The sequence below is a fragment of the Undibacterium umbellatum genome (assembly GCF_014284125.1).
Lineage (GTDB): Bacteria > Pseudomonadota > Gammaproteobacteria > Burkholderiales > Burkholderiaceae_D > Undibacterium > Undibacterium umbellatum.
In genome coordinates this window covers 95,664-112,693 of sequence record NZ_JACOFX010000005.1, presented here as the reverse complement: position 1 = coordinate 112,693, position 17,030 = coordinate 95,664, and the positions used below count along the sequence as shown (strand labels likewise).

The window sequence follows — 17,030 nt, the reverse complement described above, 5'->3', positions numbered from 1 at the left end:
TGAAAACAGGAATGCAGCCTTCACACCCTTGAGTGTGATTGCGTCTACCTATCTTAAACGTTTTGGTCTGTGATCAAGAATAATTTTATTCGTAATGCAAAGCTTCCGTCGGGCTCAGGCGGCTAGCGCGCCAGGCTGGGTAGAGCGAGCAAAGCGTAGAGATAACATATATCACCGCCATAGAGATTACGGTAGCGGTAATGAAGACTGTCCAGTTGATGGCATCTCCCAAAACTCCGGTCAGTGGCAGTTGTATCAGGATTACCATCCCTGCCAGCATGGCAATGGAACTCAACAATAATTGCTCGCTGACGATTTGCTGATAGATATGTCCGCTGCTGGCACCAACGGCACGGCGCAAACCTATCTCAGGAATACGTTGCGTGGTATTTTGCCAGAGCACACCAAACAAACCAAAACCGACCATGATAAGCAAGAAGACGGCAATGACAGCCAGTATCATCAGAGGAATGGTGTCTTCGGTCATTTTGGATTTGCGCATGTCGACCAAGGGTGAAATTCTGTAACCCCAGTCACTGCGTATGAGTTTCAATTGCTGATTCAGTTTTTCTTCAAAGGCCCGCGATGTACCCGGTTTGACTTTGATCAGGACAACTTCCATGCGCTTAGCCCCGGTTGTTTTGGAAAAACGCATGATGGAAAAATTTGTCGGCGCCATGAATTCGCCTTTATTACGGAAATCCTCAACAACGCCTGTGATGCGCAATAATTTGACTTTTTTCGAGTCTGGCTCAGTATCAGTGACCAATTGCCCCACTGCACTCTTGCCAGGGAACATGCTGTCTGCCAGTTTTTTATTAATCATGATGGCCCTCTCCGGTCTGCCTTCATCTTCAGCTGAGAACCAGCGTCCATCCAGCAACTTCATTTTCAAGAGCGCAGGGGTTTCGTCTGCCATTTCCGCCATGTTGACCGAATATCTGAATTGACTGTCAGGCAAATACAAATCCGAGCGCCAGGTGGAATTGCTATAAGGAGAATAATTAATAAAACCAACTTGCTCCACCTCTGGCAAGGCTGCCAGACTGCGCTGGAAATTTTCTGTCACAATGGAATCGTTTTTTGCATCTAACGGACCTGTACTCAACATCCTGATTGACCACACATCCTGATATTCAAATCCCGTGGGTAAATGGTACAACTGAAAATAACGGGCACTCATCAGTGCCAACCCGAAAACGACACAAAACGCCAAAAGAATTTCCAGGCTCAACAACAAATTCTTGAACTTGCGCTTCCAGATAGGTTTGAGTATATGGAAAAACATTATGCAGCTCCTTTCAGTGCAAGCACGGGGTCAAGGCGTGACATTTTCCATGCAGGGATGACGCCAGACAAAACACCAAACACGATGGCCATTACAAAGCTATAGGCAAACACCGCGAAGCTCAGATCCACTTTCATGTACGGCACCAGATTTATATTGCTGAGCCAGATCAAAGTCAATTTGGTGAATATCAATCCCAGTGCGCCACCAAACAGGCAGAGCAAGATATTTTCCATGACGAATTGCTTGACCAGTTCGCTATTGCTGGCACCAAAGGCTTTGCGTACACCAATCTCTGCTGCCCTTTCCATGATGCGGCCAGAATTCAGATTGATCAGATTCAGGGCAGGTAAAAGCATAAAGAGCAACATGGCAAAAACGATTCCTGCCAGTAGCTGGGCAGCGCCTGAACCGGCAACTTCATCGTTATTCAGTATGCCTCTTGCAAAGAAATCCAGTTTGCCGTCCGCCCACATATAGGTATGATCCCAATGGTTGGGTTCATCGGCATTTACTTGTTTGACGATCTGTAGGAGCTCATCTTTAATCAGAGGCAAGTCTGCAGCGCTCTTACCCATTAACAAGGCTGTGAAGTCCCCCGTATATTGTTCACGATATTGTGAAGAAGGGAAAGTTGTTACAGGTACCCACATATCAGCATAAGCGTTGAGATGGATGACGTCTTCGACTACGCCAATGATTTCAAACTGCTGGCCACCAGTGTTGATTTTCTTACCTACGGCGGATTCGGTTCCAAATAATTTTTTCGCCGTGTTTTCATTGACAACTGCCACAAAACGACCTTGCCTGACGTCATCTTCAGAAGGCACGCGCCCGGACAAGAGCTTGAAATCCAGTATCTGCCAATACTCTGCATCAGCGCGACGCATCATGATTTCATTAACACTTTCTTTTTGATAGACGGAAACAGACTCCGGCCCAGTCACTGCAGCTACCTTTTCCACAGTCTTCATTTTGCGCAAATATTGATCAATCGTCTTATAGCCTAATGGACTTCTGCTCGTGTTGTTGTTACTGGCCTGTGTGATAGTAGTAATTTGCAAGAACCGCTCACTCTTGCCTTCCACACCCGTAGGATAGAAAGTCGTTTGCAAGATAGCCGTCACCGTCAGCAATACCACCATGGTCAGCACAATGCACAGCAGGTTGATTGCGGTGAAGAGTTTGCGCCGCATATATACCTTGCAGGCAATCTGGAAGTAATTTTTTAACATGGCATAGCTCCTAAACGACCAGTTGGCCGTCAAATACCCGGACTATGCGGCCACCCTGTTTGGCCTGGCGCTCGTCATGGGTGACCATGATCACGGTCGTGCCTTCATGACTGAGCTTGAGCAAGATATCCATGACCTCAGCCCCCATCTGGCTATCCAGATTACCGGTCGGCTCATCCGCCAGCAATACACTGGGGCGTCCCACCATGGCGCGGGCGATGGCCACCCTTTGTTGCTGACCGCCGGATAACTGATTGGGGTAATGGTCCATGCGTGCAGAGAGGCCCACTCTGGCCAATGCTTCTTCCGCCAGCCGGCGGCGCTCCTTGCCACTGCAGGAGCGATACAACAAGGGCAACTCGACATTATCGATAACACGCAAATCATTGATCAGATGGAAGCTTTGAAAGATGAAACCAAAAGTACGGTTGCGCATGCTGGCAAGCTCTTTGTCGCGCCAGACTTTCATCTCTGTACCATCAACCGCAATCTTGCCCTTGCCTGGTCTGTCGAGCAGACCGATCAAATTCAACAGCGTGCTTTTGCCACAGCCGCTGGGTCCCATGATGGAGACAAATTCGCCCTTTTTGACATGCAGATTGATATCCCGCAAAGCCAGGGTTTCAACCTTATCGGTCTGGTAGGTTTTGCTGACGTTTTCCAGCTTGATCATGATTGCTTCCTTCATTGAATTATTATTGAGGTCTACTGAGACACCCTGAAACTGCTCAAATGCCTGAGGTTGCTGATATCTGAAATCACCAGCCTGTCCCCTTCTTTTGCACCTTGCAAGATTTCCACCATCTTGCTGTCACCCAGACCAATTTGCACACTGCGTTTGACTGCCCGGCCATCTTCCAGCACATACACATCCTGCCTGCCCTTGCCGCTGATCGCTGGTCCATTTTCAACAATCAGGCTGCGTGCTTTTTGTTCTGTGATGATATTCACTTCCACCCTGAGTTTATGCCGCAGTGAAGGGTGGTTCGCCTTATCCAGCACCACGATGAGTTTCACTGTGCCATTTTGTATCTCAGGCAAAATGGTTTGCACTTCACCCGGCATGATTTGCCCGCTATATTCGACACGCACTTTTTGACCGGGATTGAGGTAGCGTGCATAAAAGTCGGAGACTGTGGCTTCTACCTTGAAGTTATTCAGCTCAGATACCTTGGCGATCAATTGTCCGGTATTCAGGCTGGCACCTTCCTCCGCCAGCATCCAGCTCAGCAAACCATCAAAAGGTGCTTTGACCTGGGTTTGCTCCAGCAGTCTTTGCTGCAATTCCATCTGTTTCTGGAAGATGGATTTTTGCAAACGTGCAGCTTCGATATTGCTGAGGGTAGTGCGGCGGGTATCTGTCAGGGATTCTTTGTGCTGGCGCAGTTGCACTTCATTGCGTTTGACGGCCAGTTCTGCTGCCTGAAGATCAACCGCAGAAGTAATGCCTATCGCCCCCAGTTTTTGATAACGGGACAGCTTGACTTTATTGCTTTGCAAATCCAGTTCCAGCAATTCAATTTCACTGGCAATTTTTTTCAGATTGGCATCCATCTCCATCGCCAGTACCTGACTCTTGATGTCTTGCTGGGAAATCTGTTCACGCAAATTGTCGATTGCCAACCGTATGGTGTGATCATCCAGCACCATCAGCAATTCACCGGCATGCACGGTCTGGCCCGCCTTGGCAATGACTTTGCTGATGCGCGATTGATTAGGGCTGGACAATTGCTCTTCACGTACAGGTATGACGACCCCTGCAGCATTGATGGTATTGTCGATGGCACCCACACGCACCTGGCCGACACGAATTTCGCCCAGAGTGACGCCGGGACTGATGATGCGGTTCACCGCCCATGCTGCCCCCGTGACAGAAATGGCAATGACGGCAAGCAGCAAGATAGTCTTGCGCCTGCGCTTTTTAAGTGTGTCCTGGCTGAGAGCCTGATCCATGTTGAAACCTGATGTAAGTAATTATCAGATCAGGTTTGCAAGCACCGTGCCTGCCCCATAGATTTTGATTTAACTATTTAAAATCAAATACTTAATCAGCTTCAAGGATTAAGGGAAGGGAGAAAAATATAGACATTCCGTTCGTCAGCGAACGCTGGTGTGCGAATTAGCACAGTGATTGCAGAGCAAATCTATTGCCCAAATAAAAATCCCCTTTCTGTAAGGAAGGGGAAAACATGATGCTTATTCTTTTTGAGCTTAGGACTCAGAACTTACGCAAAGCAGCCCCAGCAAGGTGCTGCAACGCAGCTGGGACGGTTTTCGTATGTCCGCTTAGAACCTGTTTACGATCTGTAGCGAGCGAGCGTCAGCGGGGTGAAGAGCAGCGCAAAAAGCGGAATGTACTTTAGTACATGAGCATTTTGAGCAGCGCATGAGCCCCGATCACGTTCGCGCAGTAAGATCGGAAGCAGGTTCTTAGAAGCGATAGCCTACGCCTACACCTACCAGCCAAGGATCAACCTTGACTGCACTGACTTTAGCGCCAGAGATAGTGACATCGCTACGAATCTGTACTTTTTTGACATCCAGATTCAAAGACCAGTTTTTGTCGAGTTTGAAATCGACGCCAGCCTGTATCGCCAGACCAAAACTGCTGCTTTCCAGACCGCCTGCACCTTTGAGCAGGTTCACATCTGAAATGCGGGTGTAGTTAAGACCAGCGCCAACATAAGGACTGACTTGGGAACCAGGTGCAAAATGGTATTGCGCAGTCAAGGTTGGTGGCAAATGTTTGAAGCTGCCGATAACGGCGCCATCAAGTTTGACATCATGTTTTTGAGGGTAAGTCAAAATCAATTCTGCCGACCAGTTAGGCGTGAAGAAGTAAGTAATATCCACTTCAGGAATTACCTTGTTATCGACTGTAATACGGTCAGCGGCACCAGCGCCACCCACAGGATCAGAGCCATTTGCAGTACTGATATTGACGACACGGGCGCGCACTTGCCATGGGCTCTGTTCTTGAGCCATTGCCTGGGTTGCTGTGAAACCAATAGCGGCCAGGGAGAGTGCGATTACAAGCTTTTTCATTTTCATTTCCTTTTCTCATCAGTCAACAGTGATGAAGAAAGTGTAAATCCACACTAGTAGCAGGGTCTTGAGCTACATCAACTTTGGTGCAGGGCACCAAATATGCGTTCTTGTCATTGAAATTGCACGCATTCCAACTCGCTACATGCGCTATGGCAATGTCTGAACTTTGCCGTATACCTCAGATTTTCAGGTGAAATATTCCGTCCCGTGCTGGCTTGAGGTATCCTTGCAAACATTCTTATTCCCTATGAAAATTCAAGAAAAATGGCCAATTACGTCTACACCATGAATCGCGTCGGCAAAATCGTCCCACCGAAGCGTCAAATTCTGAAAGATATTTCCCTGTCCTTCTTCCCTGGTGCCAAGATTGGCGTGCTGGGTGTGAATGGTTCAGGCAAGTCTTCCCTGCTGAAAATCATGGCAGGCTTAGACAAGGACATACAGGGCGAAGCCGTGCCCATGCCTAACCTGAACATCGGTTACCTGCCGCAAGAACCGCAACTCGACCCGGAACAAACTGTGCGTCAGGCGGTTGAATCTGCGCTGGGTGAAGTGTTTGCAGCCAAGGCCAAACTGGAAGAAGTGTATGCCGCCTATGCTGAAGAAAATGCTGACTTTGATGCGCTGGCGAATGAACAGGCACGTCTGGAAGCGATTATCTCCACCTCCTCTGGCGACAATGTAGAACTGCAACTGGAAATGGCTGCCGATGCGTTGCGCCTGCCACCATGGGATGCCAAGATAGGCGTCTTGTCCGGTGGTGAAAAACGCCGCGTCGCCCTGTGCAAATTGCTGCTGTCCAAGCCTGATATGCTCTTGCTTGATGAACCAACCAACCATCTGGATGCTGAATCTGTTGATTGGCTGGAACAATTCCTGCTGCGCTTTCCTGGCACCGTCGTGGCGATTACCCATGATCGCTACTTCCTTGACAATGCTGCTGAATGGATTTTGGAGTTGGATCGTGGCCATGGTATTCCATGGAAAGGCAATTACTCTTCCTGGCTGGATCAGAAACAAGCCCGTTTGAAGCAGGAAGAAGCAACCGAGTCCGCCCGCCAGAAAGCCCTGCAAAAAGAACTGGAATGGTCACGCCAGAATCCGAAAGCACGTCAGGCCAAGAGCAAGGCGCGTCTGGCCCGCTTCAATGAGATGAGCGAGCATGAATACCAGAAGCGCAATGAGACCCAGGAGATTTTCATCCCTGTGGCCGAACGTCTGGGTAATGAAGTTATCGAATTCAAAAACGTCAGCAAAGCCTTTGGTGACCGCCTGCTCATCGACAACCTGAGCTTCAAGATCCCGCCTGGCGCGATTGTCGGCATCATCGGCCCTAACGGTGCCGGTAAATCGACCTTGTTCAAGATGATCAAGGGTCTGGAAACACCGGACAGCGGCGAAGTAGTGCTGGGCCAGACTGCAAAGATTTCTCTGGTTGACCAGTCACGTGAAGACCTGGGCAACACCAAGACGGTATTTGAAGATGTGGCAAACGGTGCCGACATTTTGACAGTAGGCCGTTTTGAAATGCCTTCCCGCGCTTATCTGGGTCGCTTCAACTTCAAGGGCGGTGACCAGCAAAAGATCGTTGGCAACCTCTCTGGTGGTGAGCGTGGCCGTTTGCATCTGGCAAAGACTCTGCTGCAAGGCGGCAATGTCCTGCTGCTGGATGAACCATCCAATGATCTGGACGTGGAAACCCTGCGTGCGCTGGAAGATGCCTTGCTGGAATTTGCCGGCAGCGTCATGGTCATTTCCCATGACCGCTGGTTCCTTGACCGTATCGCCACCCACATCCTGGCGTTCGAAGGCAATTCACAAGTCAGTTTCTTTGACGGCAACTATCAGGAATATGAAGCCGACAAGAAAAAACGTCTGGGCGAAGAAGGTGCCAAGCCCAAGCGTATCCGTTACAAGCCTTTGACTGTGTAAGCCCCCCTGCCTGGCGTTCAAGGCATTCACCTGTGTCGTTTCACGGGTGAATGCAGAATACCAGGCATGCCGTTGTAAATTTGTTTAACAGTGTGTTTTGTTGCTATGCGATAAGCTTCTGAAAAATATAGGTTTTTCTTGAGTAAACATGAGCAAAAGGCAAAATATGATACTGAAAAAACATTTTTCCCCTGTTCTGCTTTGCCTGGCTCTGAGTCTGCAATCAGGATTGCTCCTGGCGGCTCCTGAAAACAAAGCTGCCAGTGCTTCAGCCAGCGCAGGTGCACCGACTGCCAAACTGGAAGCTTTTGTGGTTAATCTTTCCAGTACAGAGCGCTACCTGCAACTCAGCATGGCGCTGCAAATTGCCAGCGCAGAAGTCAACGACAAGATAAAAATGTTCATGCCCAAGGTCAGGCATACCCTGATCCTGTTATTGAGTAGCAAGGACAGTGAACAATTGCAAAGCCTGGATGGCAAACATCAGTTGATGGAAGAGATCAAGAGCGGCGTCAACAAGACGCTGGAGCTGAAAGAGCGCGATGGCGTGACCGATGTCTTCTTTGAAAACTTCGTTATCCAGTAATTTTAGAGCGGCAATCAATACCTCCACAACAGCTTTCCAGCGCGATTTCCACCATATCGCCAAAGCTGTTTTGCCTTTGTTCAGCCGTCATGCTGGCCCCGCTGCGCAGATGGTCGGCCACCGTCAGCAAACCCAGTGCCTGCACGTCATGTTCGGCTGCCACAGAATACAAACCTGCCAGTTCCATTTCCACCGCCAGTATCTGCATTTTTTCCATGATATCGAAAAGCTGCGGCTGCACGCTATAAAACAGGTCGGCAGAAAACACATTGCCTATCCTGACAGGCTTGCGCAAACTGTTGGCCGTGTCCACCGCTTTTGCCAGCAAGGCATAGTCTGCAATCGCTGCAAAATCATGATCCATGAAACGCATGCGGTTGACCTTACTGTCGGTGCTGGCCCCCATCGCGATGATCACATCCCCCATTTGCAGGTCGTCCCGCAAAGCGCCGCAAGAACCCAGCCTGATGAGTTTTTTCACGCCGTATTCGCGTATCAATTCTGTCGCATAAATGCTGATCGAAGGTATACCCATGCCATGCGCCAGCACAGATATCTTCTGCCCACGATACCAGCCAGTGTAGCCCAGCATATTGCGTACGGTATTCACCAGTTGGACATCGCTGAGCCATTGTTCAGCGATCATCTTGGCGCGCAAGGGGTCGCCCGGCATGAGCACGGTGTCAGCAAATTCACCGGGGGCGGCATTGATATGGGGAGTAGTCATACTGTTTCTGTCGTGAGGGCTGGCGCAGTTGGGCGCAAGCCACCGCGCATGCTTTGCCGTAATTGTTGTGGTCGTGGTGCGGCTGTTTCGCCAAATGTGCATGCTGCCAGCAGGCTCTTGCTGGCAAGAGCCAGACTATCTGCATCAACGGCATGGATGATGGCCAGTGGAGTGTCGCCCTCCATGAGTTGGCCCAGTTCCGCCAATTGGCTCAAGCCTGTGCTGGTATCCCGTTGCCCCTGGCCTGTAGTACTCAATTGCAAGGCCAGCAAACCAATGGCGCGGGTATCCATCTTGTTCAGATAGAAGCCAGCGGGCGCAAAGACTGCTTGTTGCAAGGCCGCGCCAGGCAAGTAGTCGTCAAATTTGGCGAGCAGATCAAGCGGGCCACCCAGCGCCGCACAAGACCGCTCAAACACCTGTGCCGCCTTGCCGCTGTGCAGAGCATCCAGCAAGCGCACCTGCGCCTCCAGGGTATTGTCAGCCAGGCCCGCCAGTAGCAGCATCTCTGTCCCTAGCGCCAACACGGTCTGGTGCAGGCGCTGCGGGCAAGTATCGGTGCGCAGATACGCCAGCGCCTCGCGTATTTCCAGCGCATTGCCAACGCTCGGTGCCAGCGGCTGGCTCATGTCGGTAATCAGGGCTGAGCAAGCCATGCCCGCTGCATTGGCAGTGTCTATGATGTTTTTTGCCAATGCCTGCGCCTGCGCCAGCTCTGGTGTCTGCGCGCCATTGCCACATTTGATATCCATGACCAGCGCATCCAGCCCGGCGGCAAATTTTTTAGACAGGATGGATGCCGTAATCAAAGGCAGGCTATCCACCGTAGCTGTCACGTCGCGTATCGCATACAGTCGTTTGTCTGCCGGGGCCAGATCAGCAGTCTGGCCGATGATGGCCATGCCGCAATCCCTGACCACACGGCGAAAGCGCGCCAGATCAGGCGTTGTGCAATAACCTGGTATGGCTTCCAGCTTGTCTTGCGTACCGCCAGTATGACCAAGGCCACGGCCACTGATCATGGGGACAAAACCGCCGCAAGCCACCACCATCGGGGCCAGCACCAGCGACACCAGGTCACCCACCCCACCTGTGGAATGCTTGTCCACGACCGGGCCAGGCAAATCCAGATCATCCCAGCGCAAGACCGTGCCAGAATCACGCATCGCCAGCGTCAGTGCAGCTCCCTCCGCCGCTGTCATGCCCTGGAAGCAGGTTGCCATGCAAAACGCTCCGAGTTGCGCGTCTGATATGCCGCCATCCACCATGCCAGCGACTAGCGCCTGTATCTCTGCCTGATCCAGAGCGAGGCCTGCGCGCTTCTTGCGTATCAGCTCTTGCGCCAGCAGCATCTCAGTAGCCTGCCTTGATCTGTGCCGGTACATCGCGCAGGCAAGCCTGCAAATTACTCAAGAGGCTGGAAGCACCAAAACGAAAATGCGCAGGGCTCACCCAATCTGGCCCCATGATGTTATCCGCCAGTGCCAGATAGGCTGCGGCTTCTGCCGCCGTCCTGACCCCGCCTGCGGCCTTGAAGCCACAATGACCACCGGTTTCCTTGATCACTGTCAGCATGGTTTCTGCCGCTGCCAGCGTGGCATTGACTGCCACCTTGCCGGTAGAAGTCTTGATAAAGTCTGCCCCTGCCGTGATTGCTATCAAGCTGGCGGCGCGGATAAAGGCATCCGTCTTTAGCTCGCCACTTTCTATGATCACCTTCAAGAGCTTGTCGCCGCAAGCTGTCTTGCAAGCCCTGACCATCTCTGCCCCGGTGCTGGTGTCACCCGCCATCAGCGCGGCATAAGGGAAAACCAGGTCCACCTCGTCTGCACCATAGGCAATGGCTGCCCTGGTCTCGGCCACTGCGACCTCTACGTCTGCCTCACCATACGGAAAATTAACCACCGTCGCCACTTTGATGGCTGGCGTACCAAATTCAAGCAGTATCTTTTTTGCATGCGGAATGAAGCGCGGGTAAATGCACAGCGCCGCCACCTGCCCTTGCTCACTGCTGGCAGCATTACACAAGGCCGTGATCTTTTCCCTGCTGTCATCCTCATTCAGGCTGGTCAAATCCATCAGGCGCAGAGCGCGGCTGGCAGCCTGCTTCAAAGCCGTATCTGGGGTAGAAGACATGGTACTTGCTCCGGTAAAAACAAACGTTAAAGATACGGCGCATGTGGATGGCAATGCTTGATATACATCAGACATCAAGACTATGCTCAGAATACGGGCAATACAGTTTATGTATACCCAGACCCAATTAGCCGCCAAAATAGCGGTTTTGCCCCATCCAGCACCCCATGTACCAGCTTGTCGCCCCTGCTTTTGCCGAAATAGAAATCAAGAAAAGCCGTTTCCTGGGCCAGCTATACCCACTCAACAGCCGCGCCGAAGCACGCCAGCAACTGGCACAGATACGGGCGCAGCACCCGGATGCCGTCCACGTCTGCTGGGCGCTGATCTGCACTGGCGACTCTGGCCTGGATGACGATGGCGAACCTTCAGGCACCGCTGCCAAGCCCATGTACAACGTGCTGGTACACAAGGACGTGACCAATGTGCTGGCCGTGGTTGTGCGCTACTGGGGCGGCACCAAGCTCGGTGCAGGCGGCCTGACGCGCGCCTATGGCCAGGCCATTTCAGATGCCTTCAAGGTGGCCGAACTGACAGAAGTGGAATACATGGTTGACTGGGACATCACCTGCGCCTATGCCGACGAATCCCATGTACGCCGCCTGTGCGACAAGTTTGCCGCCAGCGTCACCGAGCTGGCCTATACAGAATCCACCACCATCAGCATCAGCATCAAGCAAAAACTCGCCAGCAATTTTGAAGCCGAATTGATAGAAATGCTAAAAGGGCAAGTCAGCATCATCAAACCTGACTAAAAGCCTTCATCTTCCCGCTCGCCAGCCCATTTGGACCTAGCAGCTTTTTACATGTAAATTACTGTCAATTGACATGTCATTTACATATAAAATAGCTTGGCTTGTCACTGTGAGTACACAGTTTTGTAATAAAGTTCGCTATATTATTGCCGTTACATCTTGTTACGACCAGCAACTATCTTGCGTGGACAGATAGCTGCGTGTAACCCAATGCGGCATAAAAAATAATAACCATGCAAGAAACCAATGCAAAATACCAATCTGGCTAGCAACGACAATACAAAAACAGAAGAAGAAAGCGTCAGTCTCAGACATTACGAATTCAAAAAGCGTCTGGGTGAAGGTGGCTTTGGGCAAGTCCATGAAGCCTGGGACAGCAAACTCTGCCGCCCTGTCGCCATCAAACAGCTCAAAGTCATAGCGGGCACGGAAAGCTCAGGAAGCACAATCCAGACCACCAGCCTGCTCAAGGAAGCCCGCTTGGCGGCATCATTGAAGCACCCCGCCTTCGTCAAGATATTCGCCATTGAAGAAGAAGACAATAGCCATTCCATCGTCATGGAACTGGTGCCCGGCCTGACACTAAAACAACTGCTGCAACAACACCCGCAGCAGCCATTGCCAGAACAGCAAGCCATCAACATCATCAGCCAGGTCGCCGAAGCCATGCAAGAGGCCCATGCCAGCGGCCTCATTCACGGCGACCTGAAACCATCCAACCTCATGGTGGAACCCAACGGCAAAGTACGCATACTCGACTTTGGCCTGGCATCCCAAACCGATGCCCAGGCCACCACGTCCATGAGCCAGCTCGACCCGCAAGGCACCATAGCCTACATGGCCCCGGAACGCATGATGGGCAGCCCGGCCAACGCCCAGAGCGACATCTACGCCCTCGGCGTCATCCTCTACGAAACCCTGACGGGCCAACGTCCCTTCGCCAACGCCAGCGGCCTGGCCCTGGCCGCCGCCCTCATGCAATCGAATTCCGACACCTGGGAATTTCCGGCAGGATGTAAGCCAGAACTGATCAAGCTGGTGCTGGCAATGACGGCGCGGCAGACTGAGAAACGTCTGAACAGTATGCAGCAAGTGCATGAACAATTGCGTGGGTTGATGAGTGTGCCAGCACTAGTGGCAACAGGTGTTGCTGGGAATGTAAGCAGCATTTCAGGCAAAGGATGGAAGGCGCTGAGCAAGCCGAAACGCTTTGCCATCGTCATTGCTGCCATTATCGCTCTGGGATATGTCGCCTGGCAGGCTACGCCTTATCTTGAAATTGACAAAATGTCGTTGAAGCCTTACTCCGAATCATTGACTATGAAGCAAGGCTTGGAAGCATTAAAGCAGTTTGATAGGCCTGGCAGTCTGGACAAGGCTACACAGTATTTTGAAACGATCTTAAAGCACGATGCAAATAGCGCAGCAGCAGTAGCAGGTTTATCGCTGGTGTACAGTTTTCGCTATACCACAGACGGGCAAGACGAAATTTGGTTGCAAAAAGCAGATGCAAGTGCTCAGCAAGCCGTCAAAATGAATGGGCAATTAGCATTGAGCTATGTCGCCCGGGGGGCAGCAACTTCGAGAAAGGATGCCCACGATCAAGCCTTTGCTGATTTAGAACGGGCACTGGTATTAGATCCAGAAAACTACTTCGCCTGGTTCATAAAGACTACCGTACTAAGAAAAGCTCGTCGATTCGATGAGGCAATAAATTTCGCAGAGCTTGGGATTCAAAAATTTCCGCATAATTCAGTATTCGCCAGTGAACTAGGCACTGCAAAGTATCTAAAAGGTGATTACGAGGGTGCGGAAAAGGTATTCCGATTAGGAATAAAGATGGAACCTGATGCAGTACAACCATACGCAAATCTAAATGCTGCACTTCTAAGATTAAATCGCAATGATGAGGCACTGACAATTCTGCAGCAAGGATTACAAATACGACCAAGCGCTGCTTTGTACACAAATCTTGGAAATGCTCTGTTCATAAAAGGAGATTATTTAGCAGCCGTAGAAGCCTTCCAACAAGCTGTATCTAACGATAAAGGGAACCCAAACAATTACTTTGGTTGGGCTAATTTAGCAGATACCCTCCTATGGATTCCAAGTCGGAAAGTTGAAGCGCAAACTGCCTATGCCAAAGCAATAGAACTCCTGCAACCTAGATTGGACCGTTCTCCAAACGATGTCACATTGATGTCACGTATGGGCCTTTATTCAGCAAGAGTTGGGAATAAAAGTAAATCGGAAGAATTGATAAAACATTCAATTGAGTTAGCTCCTAAAAGTGGCGACATTCATTTTCGGGCTGGTCTGGCATATGAATTGCTAGACAACAGACCACTGGCGCTGGATGCTATACACAAAGCTCTGGAATTAGGATATCCGGTGAAGTTAATTGAAGCAGAACCTGATTTACTTGCTTTAAGGCGTGACGCTCTCTACAAAAAAAAGTAGAGGATTGCTTGCGTGATTTTCTATTGTAGAAGATCGTGAATTTCGAAATAAGCATTTTACCCATGAAAGGTGCAAGCTAAGCAACTTGCACCTTCTAATCAACAAGGAGAAAAAACTTGGCAACTTACGTTTTTATGATCAATTATGACCGCCGGGGCAATGCCGTTGGTGAGTTTCTTAGTCCAATTCCACCTCTGACTTTAAATGGCGTACCAGATTTTGCTGATGGTGATTCAATTAGTTATCAATATAATTTTGTCAGTCACGGTATTGCACAAGGTGAAAATTCATCCGTAATAAACAATAGCCAGATTTCAGCAAGTCCTGTTCAAAATGGTGGAGGTCCATTTCCTGATGGTGCTTACACTTACAACTTAGACAACACTAACAATTTCACAGTGGCTTTGGGTAATACGACAACACAGACTGAAAAATGGAGAATTCAAGGTTCCTTCATATCTTCATTAACAAACCCAGGTGTGGTGGTCAAATGGGATCCTGAATGCGACGTAGGGTCCGGAGGCTAATCCTTCTTAATCTCTACCAACTTCAAATACCGCCTCAAAGCCTCACTAGGCGTTTTTAATAAGGCGGCGCAAGCCTCTACATCGCCAGCACTGGTTTCCAGTGACTGGCGAATTTCTTCTGTGGGTATCTGTTCGGCGCGGCGTATCTGGCTGTGGTTGTCGAGCAGCTTGTACATGGATGGGCGCGAGACACCAAGCTCTTGCGCTGCGCCCTGTATGTACCAGTCATTGTTTTCCATCGCGCGTAAAACATCGTCGTCACTGAGCTCGGCCAGTTTTTTGCGGGGGCTGGCTGGCTGCGGAAATTTGCTGTCTGTGACTATGCTGGCTTGTGCCACGCTGGATGGAGCTTTGTGCGTGGTTTTGACCAGGCTGGCGAGTTGTGGCACTTCACCCAGTTGCAGGGCCAGCAGAGCGCGGCGCAGGACGTGGGCCAACTGGCGGATATTGCCTGGCCAGTCGTAATTGGCAAATTCGCTGACCAGTGCCACTGGCAGGCTGGTGCCTATTTCGTTCGACAGTTTGCTGGTGCTGAGCAGGTGCAGCAGCAAGACGCCTATATCTTCACGGCGGGCGCGTAACGGTGGCAGGTGGATGATGAAGCTTTCCAGGCGACGCAGCAGGGCCTGGTTGAAGCCTTCGCTATATAAATCCTGGTCAGTCGCGGCTATCAGGCGGGCGCTGGATTTCTGGTCTTGCTGAGCACCGAGCGGGCGGTAATCGCCACTCTCCAGTACGCGCAAGAGCATGGGTTGTATGCTGCCCGGGGTATTGCCTATCTCATCAAGGAAAAGCGTTGCGCCTTCTGCCTCGGCGAACAGGCCTTTGCGGGCGTTTTGTGCGCCTGTGTAGGCACCTTTGACGGCACCAAACAAATCAGCCGCCGCCAGGGCTTCATTCAAAGCGGCCATGTTGACACTGACCAGCTCTGCACTAGCTCGCTTGCTATAGGCATGAATGGCGCGGGCGGCGATTTCTTTGCCTGTGCCAGTTTCACCCAGCAGCAGGACCGGCAGCTCAGTCCCGGCGACCTGGCGTATCTGGTCGCGGGCGACGATGGCGGCACTGCCTACGCCGATGAAACCAAGGGCAGGATTGTGCTTAGGCAGGCAGCGCATCCAGTGCAGGCAGATGATGATGGCGCGGCCCAGGCCAAGGATGACGCCTGCTTCCAGTTGTTCACGGTTTAAGGCCACAGGTGCATTGATCTCTTCCCCATTGACCTCGACCACCATGCGGCTGGTTGGTGGCGTGATGAGGATATTGTCATACCCATCGCGGCTGATACGAACGGGGTCACGCGAGATGCCGCCATAGCCCAGCGGCAGGCCGTCTTTGCCGGGGTGACGGAACAGCGGCAAGAAGCGATTGATCTCAACCTGGCCATCAGGGTTGCTGGCCATGAACTGTTCACCTATGCGCTGGCTGTCTGGATGCCAGATGATGGTCAGGCCCAGCAGGGCCGAGGCATTGTCGGCCAGCTTGGCCAGGGGTGAGGTCAGGGTGTAGTCGGTATCGGTCATTGTGTTTGCGGTGAAGCTGGAACTTAGCTGAAACTTAGCTGGTACTTGAATGTAAGCGACAGTGTAAAGCGCCAATGTAAATTTGTATGCTTTACATGTCAATTGTGGTCGAAAAAACCTTCTCTCCCTAGGGAAACGATGCTGGCACGGGCTTTGCAAATAGACATGCATAGCGCAAGTGAACCTGCTTGCCATCTGAAGGAGAGAATCATGCCAACCACTCAAATCTTGCTTGCTGTACTTAATCTGCTGTTGTTCATGCTGCTCAGCAAAATGGCGCTGAAAGCCAGGCTGGCCCGCAACATAGCCATGCGTTTGCTGACCGATGACGTGTATTACCATGAAACCCGTGGCGTGCTGATACAAAAAAATATGGAGAGCGCCAAATTGTCTTGCGGCCGCGTCCGGATCAGCAGCATCGCCAAAATCCCTGCAACACGCAAGCAAGACCCGCAAGTGGCCTGGTTTGCGGCAGTCCACACATCTACCCACATGCGCCTGCGCCCTTTGCCAGAAGCCGCACCGTCGGTGCTGGAAGTGCCGTATGCCTTATGGGCCACGACCTGGGCTTCGAAAGACACACCCTGGTCTACCACAGTAAGCCTGAAGCAGGAAACGCAGCCTGAAGCTGCGGCAGAAGTTGCAGTAGAAGTTGCAGTAGAAGCGACTGCGGTAGTGGCTGTGGACGTGGTCAAAGAAAAACCTGCACGCAAACTGGTACTCAAGCCTGGCAAGACTGCGCAAGACTTGCTGGAAATGGGGATGATGCAGCGCGCTGCCTTTTAAATATCTGGAGCACTGAAGCATGCCAAC

15 protein-coding genes are annotated in these 17,030 nt (G+C 51.3%); 6 read left to right on the top strand and 9 right to left on the bottom strand.

Annotated elements, in window-relative coordinates:
- Positions 1 to 85: 85 nt before the first annotated feature.
- The 5 genes from H8L47_RS12245 to H8L47_RS12225 all read right to left on the bottom strand — a co-directional run bounded on the left by H8L47_RS12245 (position 86) and on the right by H8L47_RS12225 (position 5,568).
- Positions 86 to 1,288, bottom strand: a complete 1,203-nt coding sequence (locus tag H8L47_RS12245; RefSeq protein WP_186953880.1) for an ABC transporter permease — start codon at positions 1,286 to 1,288, stop codon at positions 86 to 88.
- Positions 1,288 to 2,523, bottom strand: coding sequence for an ABC transporter permease (locus tag H8L47_RS12240; protein ID WP_186953879.1), 1,236 nt, complete (start codon positions 2,521 to 2,523; stop codon positions 1,288 to 1,290). The genes H8L47_RS12245 and H8L47_RS12240 overlap by 1 nt, the downstream gene beginning before the upstream one ends.
- Before the next feature lie 10 nt (positions 2,524 to 2,533).
- Entirely contained in the window at positions 2,534 to 3,196 is a 663-nt protein-coding gene (locus H8L47_RS12235; RefSeq protein WP_186953878.1) for an ABC transporter ATP-binding protein, read from the bottom strand.
- 32 nt (positions 3,197 to 3,228) lie between these two features.
- Complete coding sequence (locus H8L47_RS12230; RefSeq protein WP_186953877.1) at positions 3,229 to 4,476, bottom strand: efflux RND transporter periplasmic adaptor subunit; 1,248 nt, start codon at positions 4,474 to 4,476, stop codon at positions 3,229 to 3,231.
- A gap of 477 nt (positions 4,477 to 4,953) precedes the next feature.
- Positions 4,954 to 5,568: an OmpW/AlkL family protein gene (locus H8L47_RS12225; RefSeq protein WP_186953876.1), complete on the bottom strand. Its 615-nt coding sequence runs from the start codon at positions 5,566 to 5,568 to the stop codon at positions 4,954 to 4,956.
- Between the two features lie 267 nt (positions 5,569 to 5,835).
- Here H8L47_RS12225 and ettA point away from each other — a divergent pair, with 267 nt between their 5' ends.
- Together ettA and H8L47_RS12215 are read left to right on the top strand one after the other, a co-directional pair.
- The gene (ettA, locus tag H8L47_RS12220; RefSeq protein WP_186953875.1) at positions 5,836 to 7,503 is read left to right on the top strand and encodes an energy-dependent translational throttle protein EttA; all 1,668 of its coding nucleotides are present in this window, start codon (positions 5,836 to 5,838) and stop codon (positions 7,501 to 7,503) included.
- Positions 7,504 to 7,651: 148 nt separating this feature from the next.
- On the top strand, positions 7,652 to 8,089 hold the full coding sequence (locus tag H8L47_RS12215) for a flagellar basal body-associated FliL family protein (protein WP_186953874.1): 438 nt from the start codon (positions 7,652 to 7,654) through the stop codon (positions 8,087 to 8,089).
- Here the strand turns inward: H8L47_RS12215 and deoD are convergent.
- From deoD to deoC, 3 genes are read right to left on the bottom strand one after another with little or no spacing between them, the layout of a single operon-like run.
- Positions 8,079 to 8,816, bottom strand: a complete 738-nt coding sequence (gene deoD / locus H8L47_RS12210; protein WP_186953873.1) for a purine-nucleoside phosphorylase — start codon at positions 8,814 to 8,816, stop codon at positions 8,079 to 8,081. The two genes, H8L47_RS12215 and deoD, sit on opposite strands and share 11 nt — an antisense overlap.
- The gene (locus tag H8L47_RS12205; RefSeq protein ID WP_186953872.1) at positions 8,813 to 10,168 is read right to left on the bottom strand and encodes a thymidine phosphorylase; all 1,356 of its coding nucleotides are present in this window, start codon (positions 10,166 to 10,168) and stop codon (positions 8,813 to 8,815) included. Before H8L47_RS12205 ends, deoD begins: the two co-directional genes overlap by 4 nt.
- A 1-nt stretch (position 10,169) precedes the next feature.
- Entirely contained in the window at positions 10,170 to 10,952 is a 783-nt protein-coding gene (gene deoC / locus H8L47_RS12200) for a deoxyribose-phosphate aldolase (protein WP_186953871.1), read from the bottom strand.
- Positions 10,953 to 11,119: 167 nt separating this feature from the next.
- Between deoC and H8L47_RS12195 the strand changes: the two genes are divergently transcribed.
- The 3 genes from H8L47_RS12195 (at position 11,120) to H8L47_RS12185 (ending at position 14,694) form a co-directional block, all read left to right on the top strand.
- Complete coding sequence (locus H8L47_RS12195) at positions 11,120 to 11,707, top strand: IMPACT family protein (protein ID WP_186953870.1); 588 nt, start codon at positions 11,120 to 11,122, stop codon at positions 11,705 to 11,707.
- Positions 11,708 to 11,953: 246 nt separating this feature from the next.
- The gene (locus H8L47_RS12190; protein ID WP_186953869.1) at positions 11,954 to 14,167 is read left to right on the top strand and encodes a serine/threonine-protein kinase; all 2,214 of its coding nucleotides are present in this window, start codon (positions 11,954 to 11,956) and stop codon (positions 14,165 to 14,167) included.
- 116 nt (positions 14,168 to 14,283) lie between these two features.
- Positions 14,284 to 14,694, top strand: a complete 411-nt coding sequence (locus H8L47_RS12185; protein WP_186953868.1) for a hypothetical protein — start codon at positions 14,284 to 14,286, stop codon at positions 14,692 to 14,694.
- Here the strand turns inward: H8L47_RS12185 and H8L47_RS12180 are convergent.
- Positions 14,691 to 16,217 carry a sigma-54-dependent transcriptional regulator gene (locus H8L47_RS12180; protein ID WP_186953867.1) on the bottom strand — a complete coding sequence of 509 codons (1,527 nt, stop codon included), beginning with the start codon at positions 16,215 to 16,217 and terminating at the stop codon, positions 14,691 to 14,693. The genes H8L47_RS12185 and H8L47_RS12180 overlap by 4 nt on opposite strands.
- 210 nt (positions 16,218 to 16,427) lie before the next feature.
- Between H8L47_RS12180 and H8L47_RS12175 the strand changes: the two genes are divergently transcribed.
- Positions 16,428 to 17,003 (top strand): hypothetical protein, encoded by a 576-nt coding sequence (locus H8L47_RS12175; RefSeq protein WP_186953866.1) that lies wholly within the window; start codon positions 16,428 to 16,430, stop codon positions 17,001 to 17,003.
- The last annotated feature ends 27 nt before the right edge of the window (positions 17,004 to 17,030 follow it).